Here is a 19,933-nt window from a genome sequence, read left to right on the forward strand (position 1 = left end):
ATGAAAATATTGAAAGGGACGGCATCAGCAAGAGGCATGAGAGTTGCTATTGTTGGCGCTTGTTTTAATGGACCTATAGCAGACGCATTGGTCTCAGGAGCGCAACAAACTTTTCTGGATCTAGGCGGTTCAGAAGACATGCTGACTGTGGTGCGTGTTCCAGGATCTTTTGAGATTCCTTGCACGTTAAAAAAGCTTCTCTCCTCAGGAATGGAATATCACGCGATAGTGGCTTGCGGTGTTCTTATTAAAGGAGAAACTTCACATTATGATCTTATTGCGGATCAAGTGGCGGCACGGGTTAGCGAGCTATCAGTAGAGTACGGTCTTCCAATTACTTTTTCTGTTATCACAGCTCCGAGTGTAGATTCTGCGTGGCAACGTGCTGGAATCAAAGGATCACACTTAGGCGTGTCTGGAATGGAAACAGCTTTAGAAATGGCAAATCTTTTCGAAAAGTTGTAGTAGAGTAGCGTTGCACTTTATAGTGTAACGCTCACAGAACCATTTAGATGCACACGCACAGCTATATTTTCTGAGAAAATATCTAATCCGCCGCAAGAACCTGTAGTTTCTGAAAAGTCCAAAACAGTCGCTTGATCAAGCAGCTGCTTTTTCATCATATCCTTGTGTACTCGTAAGCTTTTTACTACTAAAGATAGCGCCGTGGAGTAAATCTGTCGTAAACGGCTTTCTGGGCTTACTGTTGCACTTCCATGATTTGCTTGCAATAAACCGGTAATAAGATTGGGAAGGCCGTGTATATCTAAAGGAACGTGTTCCCCTTGCATAGTGTAAAAACTATTCACCAAGCTTTCTGATTCGTCGATAGGAAGGTTTTTAAAACTCCAAGATAGAGCGCTAGTTTCTTCCGGAGAGAGTTCCATAAGCGTTGCTAAACGCACTAAAGCCATATCACTACGAGAAGACCCCTCAAATCCTAGGCGATTCGCTCTGTAAGTAAAGTAACGGGAAAAAGCTTCTTCTACAGTAGCATGCTGTTGTAGCATGGATAACAGAGGGGCAAAATTATAGTAAAACTCTTGCGAGCAGTTGTTCCTGCCATAAATATCTAGAGCATATAAATATAAATCTAAAACCACTAGGGGGCGTTTCGCTCTCCCCACAGAAAGAAGCTGAGCGCTTGGCATCGTGGTAAGATTGAATAGGGAATCGTAGTCAGCTAAACGGCGTAGCGAAACTAAAACTTCTTTTTGCTCAGGGGATAATCGAGAATATGAAGGACTTAGTTTTGGGAAGGCCTGCAACACGTGCAAAGCTTTTGCGTAAAAGGCATCAGCTCGAGACTCTGTGAAGTAGGGTTTAAAATTTGCAGTAGCCTTCGCTGAATATCCTAAGTGTTTTAAAACAATTGCTGTCTCTAAAATTTTTAGAGTGTTGTCAAAGTGCTTGGGAGAGTTTAAGAAATAAATTAACTGTCTGTGGGCAGTTTGGAATTGTTTAAACGTGATGTTATTTTCTGAAGGCTGTAATTGACAGAGCTGAGCGTAAGATTGACGAGAGCCTTGTATCAATAAGTGTAGGTAAATCAAACTACGTATAGCGACGTCAAAAGCGGGTAATTTTTTATCAAAAAGAGATAAAGAATAAGCTGTTCTGAATGTGGTTGTAATCCCCTCCGTTGTTGAGGAGGGCTCTGTTAACCAGAGTAACTCTGGATACTGACGCAGTTTATGTTCGATCCAAGAATCAGATCCTATTTTTCCTTTGCCAGAAGAGGGGGAGGTTGGGAGCATCGACGAAGTCGGAGCCCCGAAAGAAATGTAAGGCAAACTTAAAAGACAAGCCGCTAGGAGGGCGCAGCTTCGAATAGTAAGGATTTTTAACATAAGATCCCCCGGCGTCTAATTGTTATGTTAATTTCCCTTAACAAAGGGCATAAAATAAATGCTCCATGTTAATAACAAAATGGCCAATAACAAATCAACTCGAGAAACTCAAGAATCATTTCCCTGTGGAGTTTAGAGAAGGGAGGTCTTTATGATGTTAAAAATCTTTATATTAAAAATAAGTTCGCAAATAGGGCTATTTTTTAATGCATTTGTGTTATAATAGTATAACTTTTAATTTTAATTTTTAACAAAAGTAATGAAAAAATATATCTATAAGTATAGTTTTGGCGGTCTGATATTGCTCTTGAGTTTGAGTAGTTGCTGCTCGAACTCTTATGGATCAAAGCAGAGACCAAAAAACTCGAAGGACATAAATAACGAATCTGTTATACTCACGGAAAGCGAAAAAAAGCCTTCCCGTCGTTCGCGAAGATTATTTGCTCGACGTAGTCAATCTAAGAAGGACATACAGAAAGTGCAAGCTAACTTTAAGAAATACGAAGATCAGATATCAGATCAGGACAAAAGAGACATCTCTTTCGTTGTGTCTGCTGCTGCTGAAAAATCTTCTATTTCGTTAGCCATGTCTCAGAGCGAGATTAAGAGCGCTTTAAACCGTATTAGAGAACTTCATCCCCTAGCTTTATTAAAGCTTTTAGCTGAGAATCCTTCGTTAATTGAAGGTATGAAGAAAATGCAAAGCCGCGATTGGATTTGGAATATGTTCATGTCCGAATTAAGCGAAGTTTTTTCTCAAGCTGCCTCTCAGGGTGTATTTACCGAAGAAGATATCGCTGATTTTTCCTCCATCTTAGGATTAGATGCCGGGACCGTTGCCTCCATTGTGCATGGGGAAAGGTGGCCCGAGCTTTTAGATGTTGTGATATCTCAACCTTGTTAAGCTCTCTATAACGAAGCTTCCTTTCCCCTAATCCAGGAAAGGAAGCCACGAGCTAATTTTCCCGTGATCTTCCAAAGAACACTGTTAGCAATAAAGAGAGAGACAAATGTTACATTTTCTAGAACAACTAAATAATTTCTGCATTTCCTTCTGCGTATTCCCCATGATTTTATTTCTTGGTGGGCTATTAACATGGAAATTACGAGGTCTACAATTTACAGGGTTAAAGCTCGGCTTTGATCTCATGTTAAAAAATAAGCAGGAGAGTTCATCTACTGTAGAGGGTAAGGTATCTCGTTATGAAGCCGTGGCCGGTATACTTGCTGGGAACTTTGGTACGGGGAATATTGCGGGGATGGCTATTGCTATCGCTTGCGGGGGCCCGGGAGCTCTGGTCTGGATCTGGTTAGCCGCTCTTTTAGGTGCCGTAGTCCAATACTCCGGATCTTTTTTAGGAATCAAATATCGAAGACTTCGTGGAGAGTCCGGGGAGTTTATCGGGGGGCCCACAGCTTGCCTAGCTTACGGTATGGGAAGTAAATTTCTGGCCGGACTGTTCTGCATATTCACGATTATCACTGCTTTTTCTGCAGGAAATTTCGCGCAAATTAATTGCATAGTTCCTCTGTGCGCGGAAAGCATTTCCTTAAAGTTTATTATAGGACTCTTTCTTGCGTTAACAATTGTTCCCGTACTCATTGGTGGAAATCACCGCATTCTTAGATTTTCAGCTCGTGTAATTCCTTTTATTGCTGGCTTCTACGCTCTCTCTTGTCTTATTATTCTCGCTCAACACAGCTCTATGATCCTTCCGGCATTGAAACTTATCGTCACCTCTGCTTTGGGAATCAAGGCTACGGTTGCCGGTTTGGGAGGCTATACAGTAACTCAGGTGATCTCAACAGGAATGAGCCGAGCTATTATGGCAACAGATTGCGGTAGCGGTATGGTGTCAATTTTACAATCCGATTCTCGAAGTAAGAATCCTGTGATTGATGGGTTGGTTACCCTCTTACCTCCTGTAGTTGTTGTTATGGTATGCTCGATTACTATGCTTGTTCTTATTGTTTCGGGAGCTTATGTTTCAGGACAAGAAGGAACACTTATGGTGTTGCATGCTTTTAGATCAAGTCTGGGCTCCCTCGGAGGATTGGTTGTTATCCTAGCAATGGCTTTATTTGGTTATACAACAGTTTTGACCTGGTTTGCTTGCGCAGAAAAAAGTTTGGAATATATGATCCCAGGGAAACGGGCTAACTCTTTGTTGAAGATTCTTTTCGTTGCCGTTATCCCTCTTGGAGGCATAGTAGACATGCGATGGATCTGGAGCCTTTCCGACACGGGGTTTGCGGGTATGGTGATTCTAAATTCTATAGCTTTGGTAGCTTTGTTTAAGGATGTGTTATCAACAAATCGAGAAGTTGCCTTACTTAAGCTGAAAGAAGATGCTAAATCCAATGTTTTGCAAAATCTAGATATCTAAACGGAGACGAGTTATGCAATTACTTTCACCAGCATTTGATTACGGAAAACCGATCCCTAAAAAATATACATGTCAAGGAATTAATATTTCTCCACCCTTAATATTCAAAGATGTTCCCGCGGAAGCAAAAAGCTTAGCTTTGATCGTTGAAGATCCCGATGTGCCAAAAAATTTACGAGAAGATGGTCTGTGGATTCACTGGGTGGTATATAATCTCTCTCCAGCCATAACCGAGCTTGTAGAAGGCGCGAGTATTTTTGCTGTTCAAGGATTAAATACTTCAGGGAAAGGTTGCTATGAAGGGCCATGCCCACCAGATAGACAACATCGATATTTCTTCTATTGCTATGCTCTAGATACTATCTTGCCGTCAGAAGAAAATGTAACAAGAGATCAGCTTCTCGAAGTGATGGAAGGTCATACAATAGATAATGCAGAGCTAATGGGAACATACGAGAAAGACTAGATTCCTAATCTTCTTCAGGAATAAATTCTTCTCGTTTTTTCCTATGCTTCCAATATAGCGGGCCGTAGTGATAACACAATTCCTCGCCCGCTTCAATTTTTTGAATCGTTCGAATAATCACGTGAAATAATCCATTTTGGAAGACGCCTATAGCCTCTACATTCGGCTTGTCGCTATGATTAATAAAGCGAGTAAAATTTCCCTGAAAGCCACTGTCAATAGTAAAATAACGCCATAGCCATAAAGATAACGGATATCGAAAACAATAATCATTTTCATCCATCCAAATAGCCTGGCGACGACGCAGTATTCCTGTATACTCGCCAATATATGTCCAGGCGGGAATGCTTTCTCTGGCAAAGACCCCATAGCCAATATAAGAATTGATCCAGCATACTGCTACAGGCGGCATAGGGGGAGTGACCAAATCTTGCTTATGAAGTTCTCCAAGCCATTTTGCTAGAGGAGATATAAAACGCTTTTTTTGGGCTTTCTGACATAGCCGACGCACCCTCTCTTCTATCTTCCAATCCGAAAAAGTAAGAAAAGGAAGAAATTTGAAATTGAGTAACTGTTCAGCCCTATCCATCCTGTAGGGGGTGCTCTCCTTCCAGTTCTGATCTAGAGAAATATGTAGAGTCTGCGGAGCACATTCTAATTTCATACGCTTACTAAAGACTTAAAATAGATAGGATCAGATATGTCATGACTTTCTGCAATGATAGGAATAACTGAGGTCAGGTTCTCTATTGCAGAAGATACTGTAGATAAAGCTAATTCAGGGGTGTTGGATTCGCTAGAGAGATGCGCAAGATAGATTTTCTTTATCTTGGGAGTAAGGATTTTTTGTAAGAGTTCTCCACATTCATGATTAGATATATGCCCCAGCTTGCTAAGAACTCGTTTTTTATAAATATCAGGACGAGATGATTGTCGAACAAGCTCAGGATCATGATTTGCTTCTATAAGTAAATAGTCGCAATCGTAAAGTTCATGAGCAATCCATGAGGTTACCCAACCTAAATCAGAACAAAAACCAAGCTTTTCACCGCGATAGTAGAAAATAAAACCTACAGGATCTACGGCATCATGAGGGAGATTAAACGTTTGGATTTTTAGATCGCAGAAAGAAAATATTGTTCCTGTAGAAAAGATCTTAAAAGTTGGATGAACATCTAATAACTGACATATGCTTCGCGCAGTCTCTAAGTTGCAAATAATCGGCGTATTGTATGCCTTTATAAAACTTTTAATCCCAGAAATATGGTCGGAATGCTCATGAGAAACAAAAATGGCGTGAATATCTTCAGGGTGTACGTTCATTGATAGAAGACCCTGAGTTACCTGTTGTTTGCTAATACCCAAATCTATCAGAATTTTACACGAGTCTGTTCCTAAATAGGCGCAGTTCCCTTTCGAACCTGAGGCTAGAGGGAAAAAACCTTTCATAGGCTTATCCTTCTTGCGGAGGCATTTGTATTAAGATTTGACGAGGCTTCGCGCCCTCTGAAGGGCCCACGATTCTAGCTTCTTCAAGCTGATCTATCAAACTAGCAGCCCTAGCATAGCCAATCTTAAGTTTTCTTTGTAAGAAAGTCGTAGAGGCGTTTCCTGTTTGAAGCACTAGAGTCTTTGCCTGATTATACAAAGGATCTCTATCTGAAGAATCCTCGCTAGAAAAATCTTCATAGGTATCAAATGAAGGAATGACATATTTCGTGGGGAAGCGAGAACACAGGTCTTTTATGACTTTGTTAATGTCTTCATCGCAAATATAAGCTCCTTGAGCACGAACAGCTCCAAAAGATGAGGGAGAAACAACTAACATATCTCCATTCCCCATCAAATTTTCAGCCCCAGGTTCATCTATAATGATTTGACTATTCACTTTATTAGCGACTTTAAATGCTATGCGAGAAGGAAAGTTCGCTTTAATTAACCCAGTAATGACATCGCGCGAAGGTCTTTGCGTAGCTAAGATTAAATGAATACCCACTGCTCGTGCCATTTGCGCTAAGCGAATAATCGGCGTTTCTATATCTTGAGAAGAAGAGAGTAAAAGATCGGAAAGCTCGTCAATAATTCCAACAAGGAAAGGCATTTTTTCTGGTATTTCTTTATCAAAAGATGCCTCTATATCAACATTTCTCTTGCGAGAATTAAAAGCTTGAATGTTCCGGAGCCCCAGGAATCTTAGAATTTCGTAACGAAGTTCCATTTCTTTAACAAGCCAGACTAAAGCACTATGAGCGTCTCGTGATTCCGTAATCACCGGAGTTAACATGTGAGGAAGTTGAGAGTAACCAGTAAGTTCTACTTTCTTTGGATCAACGATAACGAGTTTAATATCAGAAGGAAGCGTTGTCATAATAAGAGACATGACAATCGTGTTGATGCACACGGATTTCCCCGAGCCTGTCGTTCCTGCGATAATTAAATGAGGCATTGTGGCCAAATCGGCCCAGAAATTATCTCCATTAGCTTTTTTCCCTAGTAAAAGAGGAACTTGTAACTTGTGACTTTGTTTTTGATAATCTTCCAATAAATCACGGAAGTTTACAGGCTGAGGATAAGGATTGGGAATTTCAATACCTACGGCAGCTTTCCCTGGAATCGGAGCAATAATACGAATGCTTGAAGCCTGTAAATTCAAAGCTATGTCATTTTCTAAAGCTTTAATTTTTTGAACCTTAACACCCGTGTGTGGCTGTACTTCAAACGCTGCAAGTGTGGGGCCGAAACAAATGTTTCCAATATCAGCCTCTATCCCAAAACTTTCTAAGGTTTGTTGTAACAGAACACCTTTTTTCTGTAGTTCTTCACGAAGAGATTCTGGTTTTGCATTGTCGCTCTTACTTAATAGATGATACTGAGGCAACTCAGAATTCCCCTCTCCAAGTGTTGATAAATTCATAAGAGGAGACTGCTCAGGACGCTTTTTGGGAGGAGGTGTAGATAGAGGTAATACAGTAATTTTTGACCCTTTCTTTACCGGGTTTTCTGGTTTCGTAAACGAAGATAAAATACGCTTTTGAGGGTGTGGCGCTAGAAAAAGAGTCGCTCTTTCTGAAGAGTTTTGTTGGGTTATATGCACATCGTCAAACAAATCTCCCTTCTCTATAGGTAAAGAGACGATGGGCGTCGGTAATTTTCTCGAATCATTCCTTGCTATGGGAGCAGAAGGGACTTTAATAGATGGTTTAGGAAGATAGTTCTGCTTGTTAGTTAATCTTTTTAATATGCTTTTGCAGATATGCCAGAAGGCTTGAAATTTGTTTTTGAGGAACCTTTGCAGGATTTTTTTTTTAATTAAGATGATACCGCCGCAAAGATAAAAAACAGAAAAGAACAGTATGAAAGAAAAGATCAGGCCTGTGCCCACAGAACCAATCAAATGCTTTAAACAGAAAGATTGTCCTGAATAAAGAATATAAAAAGGAATTCCTCCTAAATAAGAAACTGGAGGATTTATTCCTAAAATGAATTTAGGAAGACGCGAGTCTAAAATGTGCGGTAATGTTTGTGTTGGAGAAAACATCGATAGCAATATTGAAGAGCATATAGGAAGAGAGGCAAACGCTAATGCTTTACGATGTAAAATTTTTGTGGGAGTTTTCCTTACATTCAAAAAAGATAGCCATAAAAAATATGGGGGAATAAGAAAAGATGCTGCTCCGAAGCAATATAAAAGAAAGGAGCTTAAAGACCACCCTAATAAACCTATCCAGTTTTGTGTGCAGGGCTGAGTATTATGGAAACTCCATAAACTCAAACCAGAAAAACACGCCAAAAACAAATAGATGCTCGCCCTAACCGCATAAGGTATCGAAGGAAACAAAGCAGATTTAGATTTCTGTCGCTCTCTTACCATGAATAGACACAAGGTTTTTAGTAGAGTGAGAATTTATTCTAATAATTCTAATACTTGGTTATAGCAAGAATCGCAAAAGAAACAAAGAAGATAAAGAAGGGCGAACGACGGGGCTTGAACCCGCGACCTTCGGAACCACAATCCGACGCTCTAACCAACTGAGCTACGTTCGCCATCTGTGAAATCTTAAGAGAAAATATTATCTCGATGATAATATTTATCCAAGACAAAAAGCCCGTGATCTTAATAATTCAGTAGATAGCGCTAATCAGGCTTATAGATCTGAGTGTTTCTCAAATATTTTCCACTAAAGATTCTGAATGTTTTTCATTAATTATAGATTACAAGACGGCCCTGTTTTTAAATTCTGTCCATTCACTCGCAGGCTTCAAGTATTCCGTGGAGTCCAAACTGAAGTTCATTAGGAAGGCAGTCTCGGAAAGTTTTAATCCTTATATAGAATAAGAGACACTATTCTGCATTCTTAAAATAGGAGTTTTTAAGGAGTAAAATAAATTTTTTTTTGCCTGGCAAGAGCTTTGGAGCGAATTTTAGGTTTATTGGTAATGGGTAGAAGTTCAAAGGGTTAATATTGGAATTTAAAGCGAAGGCATTGGCATCCAAAAACAGAAAAAAGAAGAATTTTTCAAAAAAATTCAAAAGAGATTTTTCTGGCTCAGAGAGCATTGTGGGGCAGAAAATTAAAAATCGAAAAATCGTGAAATGAAAAAACTGCACCAAAATATGTTGCATAAATAAATGCCGTTTGTATAAGATATTGATTTCTTCTTCGCTACGAAAAGCGAAAAGAGGAAAGAGCTCACACTTCGATGTGGGTGCGCAACGAGAGCTTGGCAAGGCCAATCTTCTCTTCTTAACAACGCAAATGAGATAGAATGCAAGCCAGTAAAAAATGCTTGTTCGGGTTTTTAAAATCCGTTAGTTTTTAAAATTTTATTTTTTCTGAGAATTTGATCTTGGTTCAGATTGAACGCTGGCGGCGTGGATGAGGCATGCAAGTCGAACGGAACAATGACTTCGGTTGTTGTTTAGTGGCGGAAGGGTTAGTAATACATAGATAATCTGCCCTCAACTTGGGAATAACGGTTGGAAACGACCGCTAATACCGAATGTGGTGTGTTTAGGAATCTAAAACACATTAAAGAAGGGGATCTTCGGACCTTTCGGTTGGGGAAGAGTCTATGGGATATCAGCTTGTTGGTGGGGTAATGGCCTACCAAGGCTTTGACGTCTAGGCGGATTGAGAGATTGACCGCCAACACTGGGACTGAGACACTGCCCAGACTTCTACGGAAGGCTGCAGTCGAGAATCTTTCGCAATGGACGAAAGTCTGACGAAGCGACGCCGCGTGTGTGATGAAGGCTCTAGGGTTGTAAAGCACTTTCGCTTGGGAATAAGAGAAGTTGGCTAATATCCAACTGATTTGAGCGTACCAGGTAAAGAAGCACCGGCTAACTCCGTGCCAGCAGCTGCGGTAATACGGAGGGTGCTAGCGTTAATCGGATTCATTGGGCGTAAAGGGCGTGTAGGCGGAAAGGAAAGTTAGATGTCAAATCTTGGGGCTCAACCCCAAATCGGCATCTAATACTATCTTTCTAGAGGGTAGATGGAGAAAAGGGAATTCCACGTGTAGCGGTGAAATGCGTGGATATGTGGAAGAACACCAGTGGCGAAGGCGCTTTTCTAATTTACACCTGACGCTAAGGCGCGAAAGCAAGGGGAGCAAACAGGATTAGATACCCTGGTAGTCCTTGCCGTAAACGATGCATACTTGATGTGGATAGTCTCAACCCTATCCGTGTCGTAGCTAACGCGTTAAGTATGCCGCCTGAGGAGTACACTCGCAAGGGTGAAACTCAAAAGAATTGACGGGGGCCCGCACAAGCAGTGGAGCATGTGGTTTAATTCGATGCAACGCGAAGAACCTTACCTGGGCTTGACATGTATTTGACCGCGGCAGAAATGTCGTTTTCCGCAAGGACAGATACACAGGTGCTGCATGGCTGTCGTCAGCTCGTGCCGTGAGGTGTTGGGTTAAGTCCCGCAACGAGCGCAACCCTTATCGTTAGTTGCCAACACTTTGGGTGGGAACTCTAGCGAGACTGCCTGGGTTAACCAGGAGGAAGGCGAGGATGACGTCAAGTCAGCATGGCCCTTATGCCCAGGGCTACACACGTGCTACAATGGCCAGTACAGAAGGTAGCAATATCGTGAGATGGAGCAAATCCTCAAAGCTGGCCCCAGTTCGGATTGTAGTCTGCAAATCGACTACATGAAGTCGGAATTGCTAGTAATGGCGTGTCAGCTATAACGCCGTGAATACGTTCCCGGGCCTTGTACACACCGCCCGTCACATCATGGGAGTTGGTTTTGCCTTAAGTCGTTGACTCAACCTGCAAAGGAGAGAGGCGCCCAAGGTGAGGCTGATGACTGGGATGAAGTCGTAACAAGGTAGCCCTACCGGAAGGTGGGGCTGGATCACCTCCTTTTAAGGATAAGGATAACCGTTTTAGGACGGTTTGACTAGGTTGGGCAAGCATTTTTGAAAACTTGTATTCTATTTCTTTTGCGTTGTTAAGCGTGGGTTACAAAACATTCAGTTTACGATCAAGTATGTTATGTAAATAATATGGTAACAAGTAAATTCACATATAATAATAGACGTTTAAGAATATATGTCTTTAGGTGAAGTTAACTTGCATGGATCAATAATTTACAGACCAAGTTAGTAAGAGCTATTGGCGGATGCCTTGGCATTGACAGGCGATGAAGGATGCGTTTACCTGCAGTAATCTTCGGCGAGCTGGTATAAAGCTATGACCCGGAGGTCTCCGAATGGGGCAACCCGGTAGATTAATCATCTACCATTATATGCTGAATACATAGGCATATAAAGCGACACCTGCTGAACTGAAACATCTTAGTAAGCAGAGGAAAAGAAATCAAAGAGATTCCCTGAGTAGCGGCGAGCGAAAGGGGATTAGACCAAACCACGTTTTTAATGTGGGGTTGTAGGGTCGATAACATGGGATCTTAAGTTTTAGTTGAATACTTCTGGAAAGTAGAACGACACAGGGTGATAGTCCCGTAAACGAAAAAACAAGAGACTCTATTCGATACCTGAGTAGGGCTAGACACGTGAAACCTAGTCTGAATCTGGGGAGACCACTCTCCAAGTCTAAATACTAGTCAATGACCTATAGTGAACCAGTACTGTGAAGGAAAGGTGAAAAGAACCCTTGTTAAGGGAGTGAAATAGAACCTGAAACCAATAGCTTATAAGCGGTCGAAGACCTATTAGCTTTTTCGAAAGCAATGGTTGACGGCGTGCCTTTTGCATGATGAGCCAGGGAGTTAAGTTAAACGGCGAGGTTAAGGGATTTACATTCCGGAGCCGAAGCGAAAGCGAGTTTTAATAGAGCGTTTAGTCGTTTGATTTAGACACGAAACCAAGTGAGCTATTTATGACCAGGTTGAAGCGTGGGTAAGACCTTGTGGAGGACCGAACCAGTACATGTTGAAAAATGTTTGGATGAGTTGTGAATAGGGGTGAAAGGCCAATCAAACTTGGAGATATCTTGTTCTCTCCGAAATAACTTTAGGGTTAGCCTCGGATATTAAGCTTTTGGGGGTAGAGCACTGAATTCTAGCGGGGGCCTACCGGCTTACCAACGGAAATCAAACTCCGAATACCAAAAGCGAGTCCGGGAGATAGACAGCGGGGGCTAAGCTTCGTTGTCGAGAGGGGAACAGCCCAGACCGCCGATTAAGGTCCCAAATTTTATGCTAAGTGAGTAAGGAAGTGGTGATTCTAAGACAGTTGGAATGTTGGCTTAGAGGCAGCAATCATTTAAAGAGTGCGTAACAGCTCACCAATCGAGAATCATCGCGCCAATAATAATCGGGGCTCAAGCATAAAACCGACATCGCGGGTGTATATTTATATATACGCGGTAGGAGAGCGTAGCATTCAGCAGTGAAGGTATACCGTAAGGAGTGCTGGAGCGGATGCTAGTGAAGATCCATGGCATAAGTAACGATAAAGGAAGTGAAAATCTTCCTCGCCGTAAGCACAAGGTTTCCAGGGTCAAGCTCGTCTTCCCTGGGTTAGTCGGCCCCTAAGTCGAGGCACAAATGCGTAGACGATGGAGCAACAGGTTAAATATTCCTGTACCACCTAAAACTTTAGCAATGGAATGACGGAGTACGTTAAGCACGCGGACGATTGGAAATGTCCGTATCACAATGAGACTGGTTAGTAGGTAAATCCGCTAACATAAGGTTAGGTTGTGGTTAAGGGAAATCTTCGGAGGAACTGATAGTGTAGCGCAATGCTTTCAAGAAATAATTTCTAGCTGTTGATGGTGACCGTACCTAAACCGACACAGGTGTGCGAGATGAATATTCTAAGGCGCGCGAGATAACTTTCGTTAAGGAACTCGGCAAATTATCCCCGTAACTTCGGAAGAAGGGGAGCCTTTTAGGGTGATTACCTTTACGGTATGAGCTCCGGAAGGCCGCAGAGAAATGGCCCAGGCGACTGTTTAACAAAAACACAGCACTATGCAAACCTCTAAGGGGAAGTATATGGTGTGACGCCTGCCCAATGCCAAAAGGTTAAAGGAATATGTCAGCCGCAAGGCAAAGCATTGAACCCAAGCCCTGGTGAATGGCCGCCGTAACTATAACGGTGCTAAGGTAGCGAAATTCCTTGTCGGGTAAGTTCCGACCTGCACGAATGGTGTAACGATCTGGGCACTGTCTCAACGAAAGACTCGGTGAAATTGTAGTAGCAGTGAAGATGCTGTTTACCCGCAAAAGGACGAAAAGACCCCGTGAACCTTTACTGTACTTTGGTATTGATTCTTGATTTGTTATGTGTAGCATAGCCAGGAGACTGTGAACACTCTTCGTTAGGAGAGTGGGAGTCATCGTTGAAATACTGGTCTTAACAAGTTGGGAGTCTAACATAATTCCATGAATCTGGAATATGGACATTGCCAGACGGGCAGTTTTACTGGGGCGGTATCCTCCTAAAAAGTAACGGAGGAGCCCAAAGCTTATTTCATCGTGGTTGGCAATCACGAGTAGAGCGTAAAGGTATAAAATAGGTTGACTGTAAGACCTACAAGTCAAGCAGAGACGAAAGTCGGGCTTAGTGATCCGGCGGTGGAAAGTGGAATCGCCGTCGCTTAACGGATAAAAGGTACTCCGGGGATAACAGGCTGATCGCCACCAAGAGTTCATATCGACGTGGCGGTTTGGCACCTCGATGTCGGCTCATCGCATCCTGGGGCTGGAGAAGGTCCCAAGGGTTTGGCTGTTCGCCAATTAAAGCGGTACGCGAGCTGGGTTCAAAACGTCGTGAGACAGTTTGGTCTCTATCCTTTGTGGGCGCAGGATACTTGAAAGGAGCTGTTCCTAGTACGAGAGGACCGGAATGGACGAACCAATGGTGTGTCGGTTGTTTTGCCAAAAGCATAGCCGAGTAGCTACGTTCGGAAAGGATAAGCATTGAAAGCATCTAAATGCCAAGCCTCCCTTAAGATAAGGTATCCCTATGAGACTCCATATAGACTATGTGGTTGATAGGTTGGGTGTGTACGCACAGTAATGTGTTTAGCTAACCAATACTAATAAGTCCATTGACTTGGTTTTTATCATATGAAAAGCTCAATAGGCTTTTTTGTTGAAATAAATCGATCAATGTAAGTTGATACTAAAGACTCTCTTAAGCGTCTATTAGTATACGTGAATGTTACGTTACAAGAATTTGCTTGGTGATAATGGAAAAAGGGACACACCTGACCCCATTCCGAACTCAGAAGTTAAGCCTTTTATCGCCGATGGTACTATACACAAGAGTATGGGAGAGTAGGTCATTGCCAAGCTTTCAGTTATTTTGACTCGTAAACTGAGTTTTTATAAGGAGAATAGAAATATTCTCCTTTTTTTTTGTCTCTTGCTTTTTGTTGTTTTTTAAATACATCTTTTCACTTAGCAAAAAATTTTAGGTGCAAAGATGTATTTTTTTCTCAAGTTGTTTAAAAGGAAAGGTATTAAAATCTTTTCTTTTTTCCGCATCCTTCATTAATGAGTTCCAACATCAATAATGTTCTAACCCTATTTTGCGGAGATTTTATTGATTGTTGTTCAGATTTCATCGGGTGTTTTTAACTATTTACCCATGAGATAAACATGCAAGAACACCAGTTGATGTTATGCCCTTCCCTATACAAACTCCAAATTCGAATAGACATACAGAATCTGCTTCAGACCCTTTCTTAGAAGAAAATCAAGACATATCTCAAGAGAACTTTTCTGAAGGCTCACAAACTACAACAGACTCTAATCTAGAAGACAGACCGCTAACCTTATCTTTAGCTAGTACCGCTTCAGCATTGGAAACACGTGGGAATGAAGATATTGTGAACATGTTTGTTCTTGGGAGGACTAGTTCTCCGGGTAGAAATACTGTTCCTATTTTTGAAGCTAATTGTGCCAGTCCTTCATTAACTCCTCTTCTAACACCCCTTATAGGGGTCGGATATACGAACGGAAGCCACTCTGGATATTATGGTGCTCAAAATGAAACCATACATCTTAGTCTATTGCTCGGAGGAAGAGAGGTTATAGGTATCTATAATGATGGAGAATGGAGATCTTCTTCTTTTTTTTGCAGAAACTCTCAAGAGGAGATGTCGCATACTTGCGAAGCAATTTTAGAGGTTTGGGAGAGTTTTTTTACTCAACATGCTCCAGGAAGTACTTTTATTCATTATTTTTTTGGAAATGGAGCAGATCCTGTTCAAGAGGCTATTCGTCATACTAGATACGCCAACAATATTGTTTTAGTAGGGATTTGTCCATCGCGATACCCTAACCATCCAAGATCGTTTTTTTATCGTGTGGCTGGAGATTTATTTTCTTGTTTAGATTCCGAAGGGTTTGCTAGATCGGAAGTAACAACATTACCCTATTCTTCGGGAAGCTTAGGGGTGTTCTGGGTTAATTTCTATGATCCTGCTTTTAATAATGCTATTGTAACAACCTTTATGCAAATAGCAGGAATTAATTCTGTTGCTCAAAATATCTCTGAGGATAATGAAATTATCGAATCTCCTTTACTTGAGGCAGATGTAGATAATCAAGAAGAGCATTTTGGTATTATTGGTCATAGCTTACAGGGAGTAACTATAGCTCGCAGCACAAGTCCAAATGTATTTACTAGAATACAAACTTTACTCAATATGCCTGAAACAACCATACAAGTTGAGGAAAATGCGTTACCTCCAGAGGACTTTCTTGACGGGTTTGGAGAAGTCGTTACCAATATTCTTAGAATTTCGGATGCAGTTTCTATTCTTTGGATTTTTCCTATAGTGGATACAACTGTGAACGCTTCTTTATTGGCTGTGAGCATTGTATTTTTTGGCATAGATGGTTTGAGTAGATGCTTCTTAATGCTAACAAATCCCCGATCTAGAAGAGAGAGGTATAGAAATATTCGTATGGTGGCCTTGTGCTATCACACTCTGGCTCCTATTATGAATATCTTTGATTTGGTAAATAATATCCGTATGGCATCACGTTCTACGGCTACACAATGTACAGTGGCTTTATATAGTATAATTACTTTCTTTGGCTGGACTATTCTTGGTAGGGATGTATTGGAATACGTTCTCCCTAGGCATCGAGATGCCTTATACACACGCTATTTGAGGTGGTTTAGAAATACTAGAGAGGAGAATGAACGATCTCAACAAGAAAATAGAGAAGGAAGAATAGTGGTTGGGCGTGCGAACCTTAATAATTATTATCGGGTTATTGGCATTGTAAACACTGCGGTGTTTGGTATTTTCTTGAGCTGTTTAGGAGGAATGGCAACTTTTGCCGGTTTAGAACTTTCAGAGTCATGTCGACATAACGCTACGACTAATGTAACAACTCCGATTATTCCAAGTGGGAATGTGACTTTTTTGGAGGGCTTCACTAATGGTCGAGCTTATGCAATTAGTCAAGTCGTACATATGGTGTTTAGTTTTCTCGCCATGATAATATATATCATGGCGTTAATTCGAATGTTGAGATCTAATCATCGAACATAATCGTGATCTAAAGGCTAGTTTCCGAAATCATCGAGGATTATGGAAGAACGCTCAACACCGTAGTTATCGAGTAATTTTAGAATACTACTGTTATGGAGTGGCGGACCGCATACATAATATAAATAGTCTTCGGGATTACTTAGTTTACTTAGCTGACCAAGCTCAAAAGCTCGGAATAGAAAATTTGTTTTCTCAGGATCATTCTTATCCCAACCTGAGGCAATATCTTCAGCTAAGGGCTCTGATAGCACTAAATGGTAGTGGAAATTAGGAAAATCCTTTTCTAATTTCTCGTATTCCTCTTGATAGATATTTTCTTTTAAAGAGCGCGCTCCATACCACAGGGTGATATCTCTTGTGGAGTGCTTGTCTAATAAGAGATCTAAAATATGACTTCTACCAAATGAAGATCCCGCTCCACCAATTAAGAAAATTAGAGGGCGGTTATTTTCTTTCATAAAAGATTCACCGTAAGGACCAGAAACGGTAATCTTATCTCCAGGCTTTAGTGAAAAAATATAGGAGGAACAGACTCCCCAAGGGATATTTGGGGAGGGAGCATTATTAATAAATGGAGGCGTAGCAATACGGATATTGAATTTAATCACAGGAAGTTCTGCAGGATACGATGCTAGAGAATATGCTTTGTTTGCAGAACCTGACTCTAGAAGACTATTATCTATAATTTGATTAAATAAATTAAAACGCTCCCAATCACTATGATATTCAGGAGCCATAGTTTGCTTCCAATCAGAAGTATTGGTCTTATACGCAGGAACGCTAATTTGTAGATATCCCCCGGGTTTAAAGGGGATGGGATGTTCTGGACTCACAGAAACAACAAGCTCTTTGATAAATGTTGCGACATTATCATTGGAAACGACCGTACCTTCCCAAGAAGAAGCATTGAGATAACGCTCTTCGATTTCCAGATTCATATCGTGCTGAACTTTTGTTTGGCAGGAAAGACGCCAGCCTTGTTCTAGCTGCCTCTTAGAAAAAGTCGCACGATCTGTCTCTAGAGGCTGATCTGCGCCTTTTACTATTTTTACCTTGCACTGTTTGCATGTGGCCTTTCCCCCACATGGAGACGGGATGGGAATACCAGAGTCTAGCAGAGAAGATAGTAGTGAATGACCGCTGTCGACTGTTTTTGTAAGAGAGTCGTCGTTGTTAATTTTTAGCTTGCAAGGATGAATTTTTACTAGGAGTTTTCGGGAAATAAGAATAACCCCAGAAAGTATCAAACCTATAACACAAAATACTAAACTAGCAATGCTGATGAAATATAGGCCTGAAAGCCAAGTCATGATCCTAAAAATCCTCGACTTCGTGAATAGCTTATGGTGTCAAGTTATAACTTGGCTTATAAAAAATCAATGTAGATCTCTCTAATATCGCAGAAAGTAAATGTCTAGATCTTAAAGTTTATGCCTTAGTCCCATCCGGCTTTAAAATCTCAGAAATAGCTGCTTTTAGTATCTCAATTTTTCCAGAGGCAATATTAAGAACTACAGTATGTTCTCGGATTTCGTCAATAGTCCCTAAGATTCCCATAGCAGTAACTTTATCGCCTTTCGCAAGTTCATTTTTGCGTTTTTCCATAGCTTTTCTACGTTTTTGTTCGGGACGCCATAAAATGAAATAGAAGAACAAAATAGCAATGCCTAGCATTACTGCAGGTTGAGCAAAAGTACTTTTTACTTGAGAGCCGTCTTCATCTGCTAGCAGAGTTGATGTGCTCATAAGAAATAAAAAACACGGGAATAAACGAGAGAACATTAAACCACCTTTACTTCGGTTACTTCAGAGAAAGGTTAACACAATAGGAATCGTACGTTCAACGCTTTTCCTAGAGGTCCTCTTTTCTTTCTAACAAAATAATATTTTCTAAGTGCGGAGAATGAGGAAATTGATCTAAAGGTTGTACTTTTTTTATGCGGTAACCCGCAGAAAGTAAACTACAACATTCTTTAAATTGTATTTTTGGATTGCACGAAATATAAATAATTTTTTTTGGGGAAATTCTCAGGAGATATTTAAGAACTTTGTTTTGCATTCCACAACGGGGAGGATCAATAACAACAACATCGGGAGGAGGACAGTCTTGATGTCGTCTACAAAAGTTTTTTACATCTTCTAGATGTACTTCCATGAGATGTTCTTTTTTATTTATTAAGATATTTTCTTTTGCAGACTCTACAGCATCGGGAACAATTTCCACTCCTATGACCTTTTTTACATAAGTAGAGAGCATAATACCTATAGTTCCGGCTCCACAATAGAGATCAAGTAGTGTTTCGCATCCCTGAGGGTCCATAAACTCTTTGGCAATTTCTATAATTTTTGCTCCTTGAAGACTCTGGGGTTGGAAGAAACTCCTAGGTCGTACATGAAATACCCCTGAATTTCCATCCTTAGGTAAAGTTAATGTCTGCTTAATAAATGGTTCCCCATAAAGTAGGTGGGATCGGAAATGGGTTGGGGAATTTATTGCGCTGACCTTTTCTTCCCACACAATAGAGACTATGGGGAGAGCAGAGTGAATAAGCGAATTCATCCACTCTTCAATAATCTCTTTGTCGACAGCATATTCTTCCCTTGCGGACGTAGTTAGAATGACCATGAGCGTCCGTTCAGGACTGCCAATACGTACAGTTAAGGTGCAAAGAGAACCTTTATTGAAAGGCGGGTAATAGGCTGTAAGTTCAGGATGATCTTCCCACCAAGTGCGTGTGAGATTTAGAATATCCATAGCATGTTCATGAATCATGAGACAGTCTGTAATTGGAACACCCTGTTTAGGCTTTGTAGGCGTGATAAATCCAAGACTTTTCTCTCCTTCTTTGGTTTGGAAAAAAGAGAACTCCATTTTATTTCTTCCCCGTAAGAGCGGATCACAAGGAATCACAGGAAGAATATCTGAAGAGGGGAAAATTGGAGAAAAGAGCTCATGTAAGATGTGTTCTTTAGCTTTTAAAGAATCGGCGTAGGCAGACTGGGGTGAGGAACATCCTCCGCAAATGCCTAGATGTTTACAGTTCATTACTGTAGGCATGGAGTACCTGTATAAAAGGCTTCTAATTTAGAATGAAGTTTTACGTGAAACTATTCTATTCGTGCGGAATGTGGTAAGCATTTGATGTTCCGCAGCTAAAAATTACTGCAGAATTTTATCATAAAGAATTGTTTCTTGGGGATAATCTTTTCGAAAGAAAGAGAAAAAAGA

At 40.9% G+C, this 19,933-nt stretch carries 12 protein-coding genes, 1 tRNA gene and 3 rRNA genes; 8 read left to right on the forward strand and 8 right to left on the reverse strand.

Annotated features, from left to right (window positions below; all coding sequences use genetic code 11):
* Window positions 1–465 (forward strand): 6,7-dimethyl-8-ribityllumazine synthase, encoded by a 465-nt coding sequence (gene ribH, locus CF_RS00610; protein ID WP_011457677.1) that lies wholly within the window; start codon window positions 1–3, stop codon window positions 463–465.
* Window positions 466–482: 17 nt separating this feature from the next.
* On the opposite strand, the gene CF_RS00615 is transcribed toward ribH, so the two are convergent.
* On the reverse strand, window positions 483–1,850 hold the full coding sequence (locus tag CF_RS00615) for a hypothetical protein (protein WP_011457678.1): 1,368 nt from the start codon (window positions 1,848–1,850) through the stop codon (window positions 483–485).
* A 259-nt stretch (window positions 1,851–2,109) separates the two neighbouring features.
* Between CF_RS00615 and CF_RS00620 the strand changes: the two genes are divergently transcribed.
* From CF_RS00620 to CF_RS00630, 3 genes are all read left to right on the forward strand, one after another.
* Window positions 2,110–2,754, forward strand: a complete 645-nt coding sequence (locus CF_RS00620) for a hypothetical protein (RefSeq protein ID WP_011457679.1) — start codon at window positions 2,110–2,112, stop codon at window positions 2,752–2,754.
* Between the two features lie 106 nt (window positions 2,755–2,860).
* Window positions 2,861–4,237, forward strand: a complete 1,377-nt coding sequence (locus CF_RS00625) for an alanine/glycine:cation symporter family protein (protein ID WP_011457680.1) — start codon at window positions 2,861–2,863, stop codon at window positions 4,235–4,237.
* A gap of 13 nt (window positions 4,238–4,250) precedes the next feature.
* Window positions 4,251–4,703 carry a YbhB/YbcL family Raf kinase inhibitor-like protein gene (locus CF_RS00630; protein ID WP_011457681.1) on the forward strand — a complete coding sequence of 151 codons (453 nt, stop codon included), beginning with the start codon at window positions 4,251–4,253 and terminating at the stop codon, window positions 4,701–4,703.
* Window positions 4,704–4,707: 4 nt separating this feature from the next.
* Here the strand turns inward: CF_RS00630 and CF_RS00635 are convergent, their stop codons facing one another.
* From CF_RS00635 to CF_RS00650, 4 genes are all read right to left on the reverse strand, one after another.
* A complete protein-coding gene (locus CF_RS00635) occupies window positions 4,708–5,367 on the reverse strand; it encodes an SET domain-containing protein (protein ID WP_011457682.1) in 660 nt (219 codons plus the stop codon).
* The gene (locus tag CF_RS00640; protein ID WP_011457683.1) at window positions 5,364–6,152 is read right to left on the reverse strand and encodes an MBL fold metallo-hydrolase; all 789 of its coding nucleotides are present in this window, start codon (window positions 6,150–6,152) and stop codon (window positions 5,364–5,366) included. The genes CF_RS00635 and CF_RS00640 overlap by 4 nt, the downstream gene beginning before the upstream one ends.
* Before the next feature lie 4 nt (window positions 6,153–6,156).
* Entirely contained in the window at window positions 6,157–8,574 is a 2,418-nt protein-coding gene (locus tag CF_RS00645) for an FtsK/SpoIIIE family DNA translocase (protein ID WP_011457684.1), read from the reverse strand.
* Window positions 8,575–8,673: 99 nt separating this feature from the next.
* Window positions 8,674–8,747, reverse strand: a tRNA-His gene (locus CF_RS00650).
* 786 nt (window positions 8,748–9,533) lie between these two features.
* Between CF_RS00650 and CF_RS00660 the strand changes: the two genes are divergently transcribed.
* The 4 genes from CF_RS00660 to CF_RS00675 all read left to right on the forward strand — a co-directional run bounded on the left by CF_RS00660 (window position 9,534) and on the right by CF_RS00675 (window position 16,704).
* Window positions 9,534–11,085: ribosomal RNA gene (locus CF_RS00660) — 16S ribosomal RNA — on the forward strand.
* A gap of 229 nt (window positions 11,086–11,314) precedes the next feature.
* Window positions 11,315–14,254: ribosomal RNA gene (locus CF_RS00665) — 23S ribosomal RNA — on the forward strand.
* A gap of 118 nt (window positions 14,255–14,372) precedes the next feature.
* Window positions 14,373–14,487, forward strand: a 5S ribosomal RNA gene (gene rrf / locus CF_RS00670).
* The 16S, 23S and 5S rRNA genes sit together here, the layout of an rRNA operon.
* Window positions 14,488–14,817: 330 nt before the next feature.
* Window positions 14,818–16,704, forward strand: coding sequence for a DUF687 domain-containing protein (locus CF_RS00675; RefSeq protein WP_011457686.1), 1,887 nt, complete (start codon window positions 14,818–14,820; stop codon window positions 16,702–16,704).
* Between the two features lie 14 nt (window positions 16,705–16,718).
* On the opposite strand, the gene nqrF is transcribed toward CF_RS00675, so the two are convergent.
* The 3 genes from nqrF to rlmD form a co-directional block, all read right to left on the reverse strand.
* Window positions 16,719–18,014, reverse strand: a complete 1,296-nt coding sequence (gene nqrF, locus CF_RS00680) for an NADH:ubiquinone reductase (Na(+)-transporting) subunit F (protein WP_011457687.1) — start codon at window positions 18,012–18,014, stop codon at window positions 16,719–16,721.
* A gap of 118 nt (window positions 18,015–18,132) precedes the next feature.
* Complete coding sequence (yajC, locus tag CF_RS00685; RefSeq protein ID WP_011457688.1) at window positions 18,133–18,486, reverse strand: preprotein translocase subunit YajC; 354 nt, start codon at window positions 18,484–18,486, stop codon at window positions 18,133–18,135.
* 70 nt (window positions 18,487–18,556) lie between these two features.
* Window positions 18,557–19,762: a 23S rRNA (uracil(1939)-C(5))-methyltransferase RlmD gene (gene rlmD / locus CF_RS00690; protein WP_011457689.1), complete on the reverse strand. Its 1,206-nt coding sequence runs from the start codon at window positions 19,760–19,762 to the stop codon at window positions 18,557–18,559.
* Window positions 19,763–19,933 lie beyond the last annotated feature (171 nt).

It is taken from the genome of Chlamydia felis Fe/C-56 (assembly GCF_000009945.1).
Taxonomy (GTDB): domain Bacteria; phylum Chlamydiota; class Chlamydiia; order Chlamydiales; family Chlamydiaceae; genus Chlamydia; species Chlamydia felis.

Bases quoted from the DNA above. Each gene is read 5' to 3' on its own strand.
- nqrF (WP_011457687.1), bottom strand. From the start codon at position 18,014: ATGACTTGGCTTTCAGGCCTATATTTCATCAGCATTGCTAGTTTAGTA.
- CF_RS00625 (WP_011457680.1), top strand. From the start codon at position 2,861: ATGTTACATTTTCTAGAACAACTAAATAATTTCTGCATTTCCTTCTGC.
- CF_RS00645 (WP_011457684.1), bottom strand. From the start codon at position 8,574: ATGGTAAGAGAGCGACAGAAATCTAAATCTGCTTTGTTTCCTTCGATA.
- ribH (WP_011457677.1), top strand. From the start codon at position 1: ATGAAAATATTGAAAGGGACGGCATCAGCAAGAGGCATGAGAGTTGCT.
- CF_RS00640 (WP_011457683.1), bottom strand. From the start codon at position 6,152: ATGAAAGGTTTTTTCCCTCTAGCCTCAGGTTCGAAAGGGAACTGCGCC.
- rlmD (WP_011457689.1), bottom strand. From the start codon at position 19,762: ATGCCTACAGTAATGAACTGTAAACATCTAGGCATTTGCGGAGGATGT.
- CF_RS00675 (WP_011457686.1), top strand. From the start codon at position 14,818: ATGCCCTTCCCTATACAAACTCCAAATTCGAATAGACATACAGAATCT.
- CF_RS00635 (WP_011457682.1), bottom strand. From the start codon at position 5,367: ATGAAATTAGAATGTGCTCCGCAGACTCTACATATTTCTCTAGATCAG.
- yajC (WP_011457688.1), bottom strand. From the start codon at position 18,486: ATGTTCTCTCGTTTATTCCCGTGTTTTTTATTTCTTATGAGCACATCA.
- CF_RS00620 (WP_011457679.1), top strand. From the start codon at position 2,110: ATGAAAAAATATATCTATAAGTATAGTTTTGGCGGTCTGATATTGCTC.
- CF_RS00615 (WP_011457678.1), bottom strand. From the start codon at position 1,850: ATGTTAAAAATCCTTACTATTCGAAGCTGCGCCCTCCTAGCGGCTTGT.
- CF_RS00630 (WP_011457681.1), top strand. From the start codon at position 4,251: ATGCAATTACTTTCACCAGCATTTGATTACGGAAAACCGATCCCTAAA.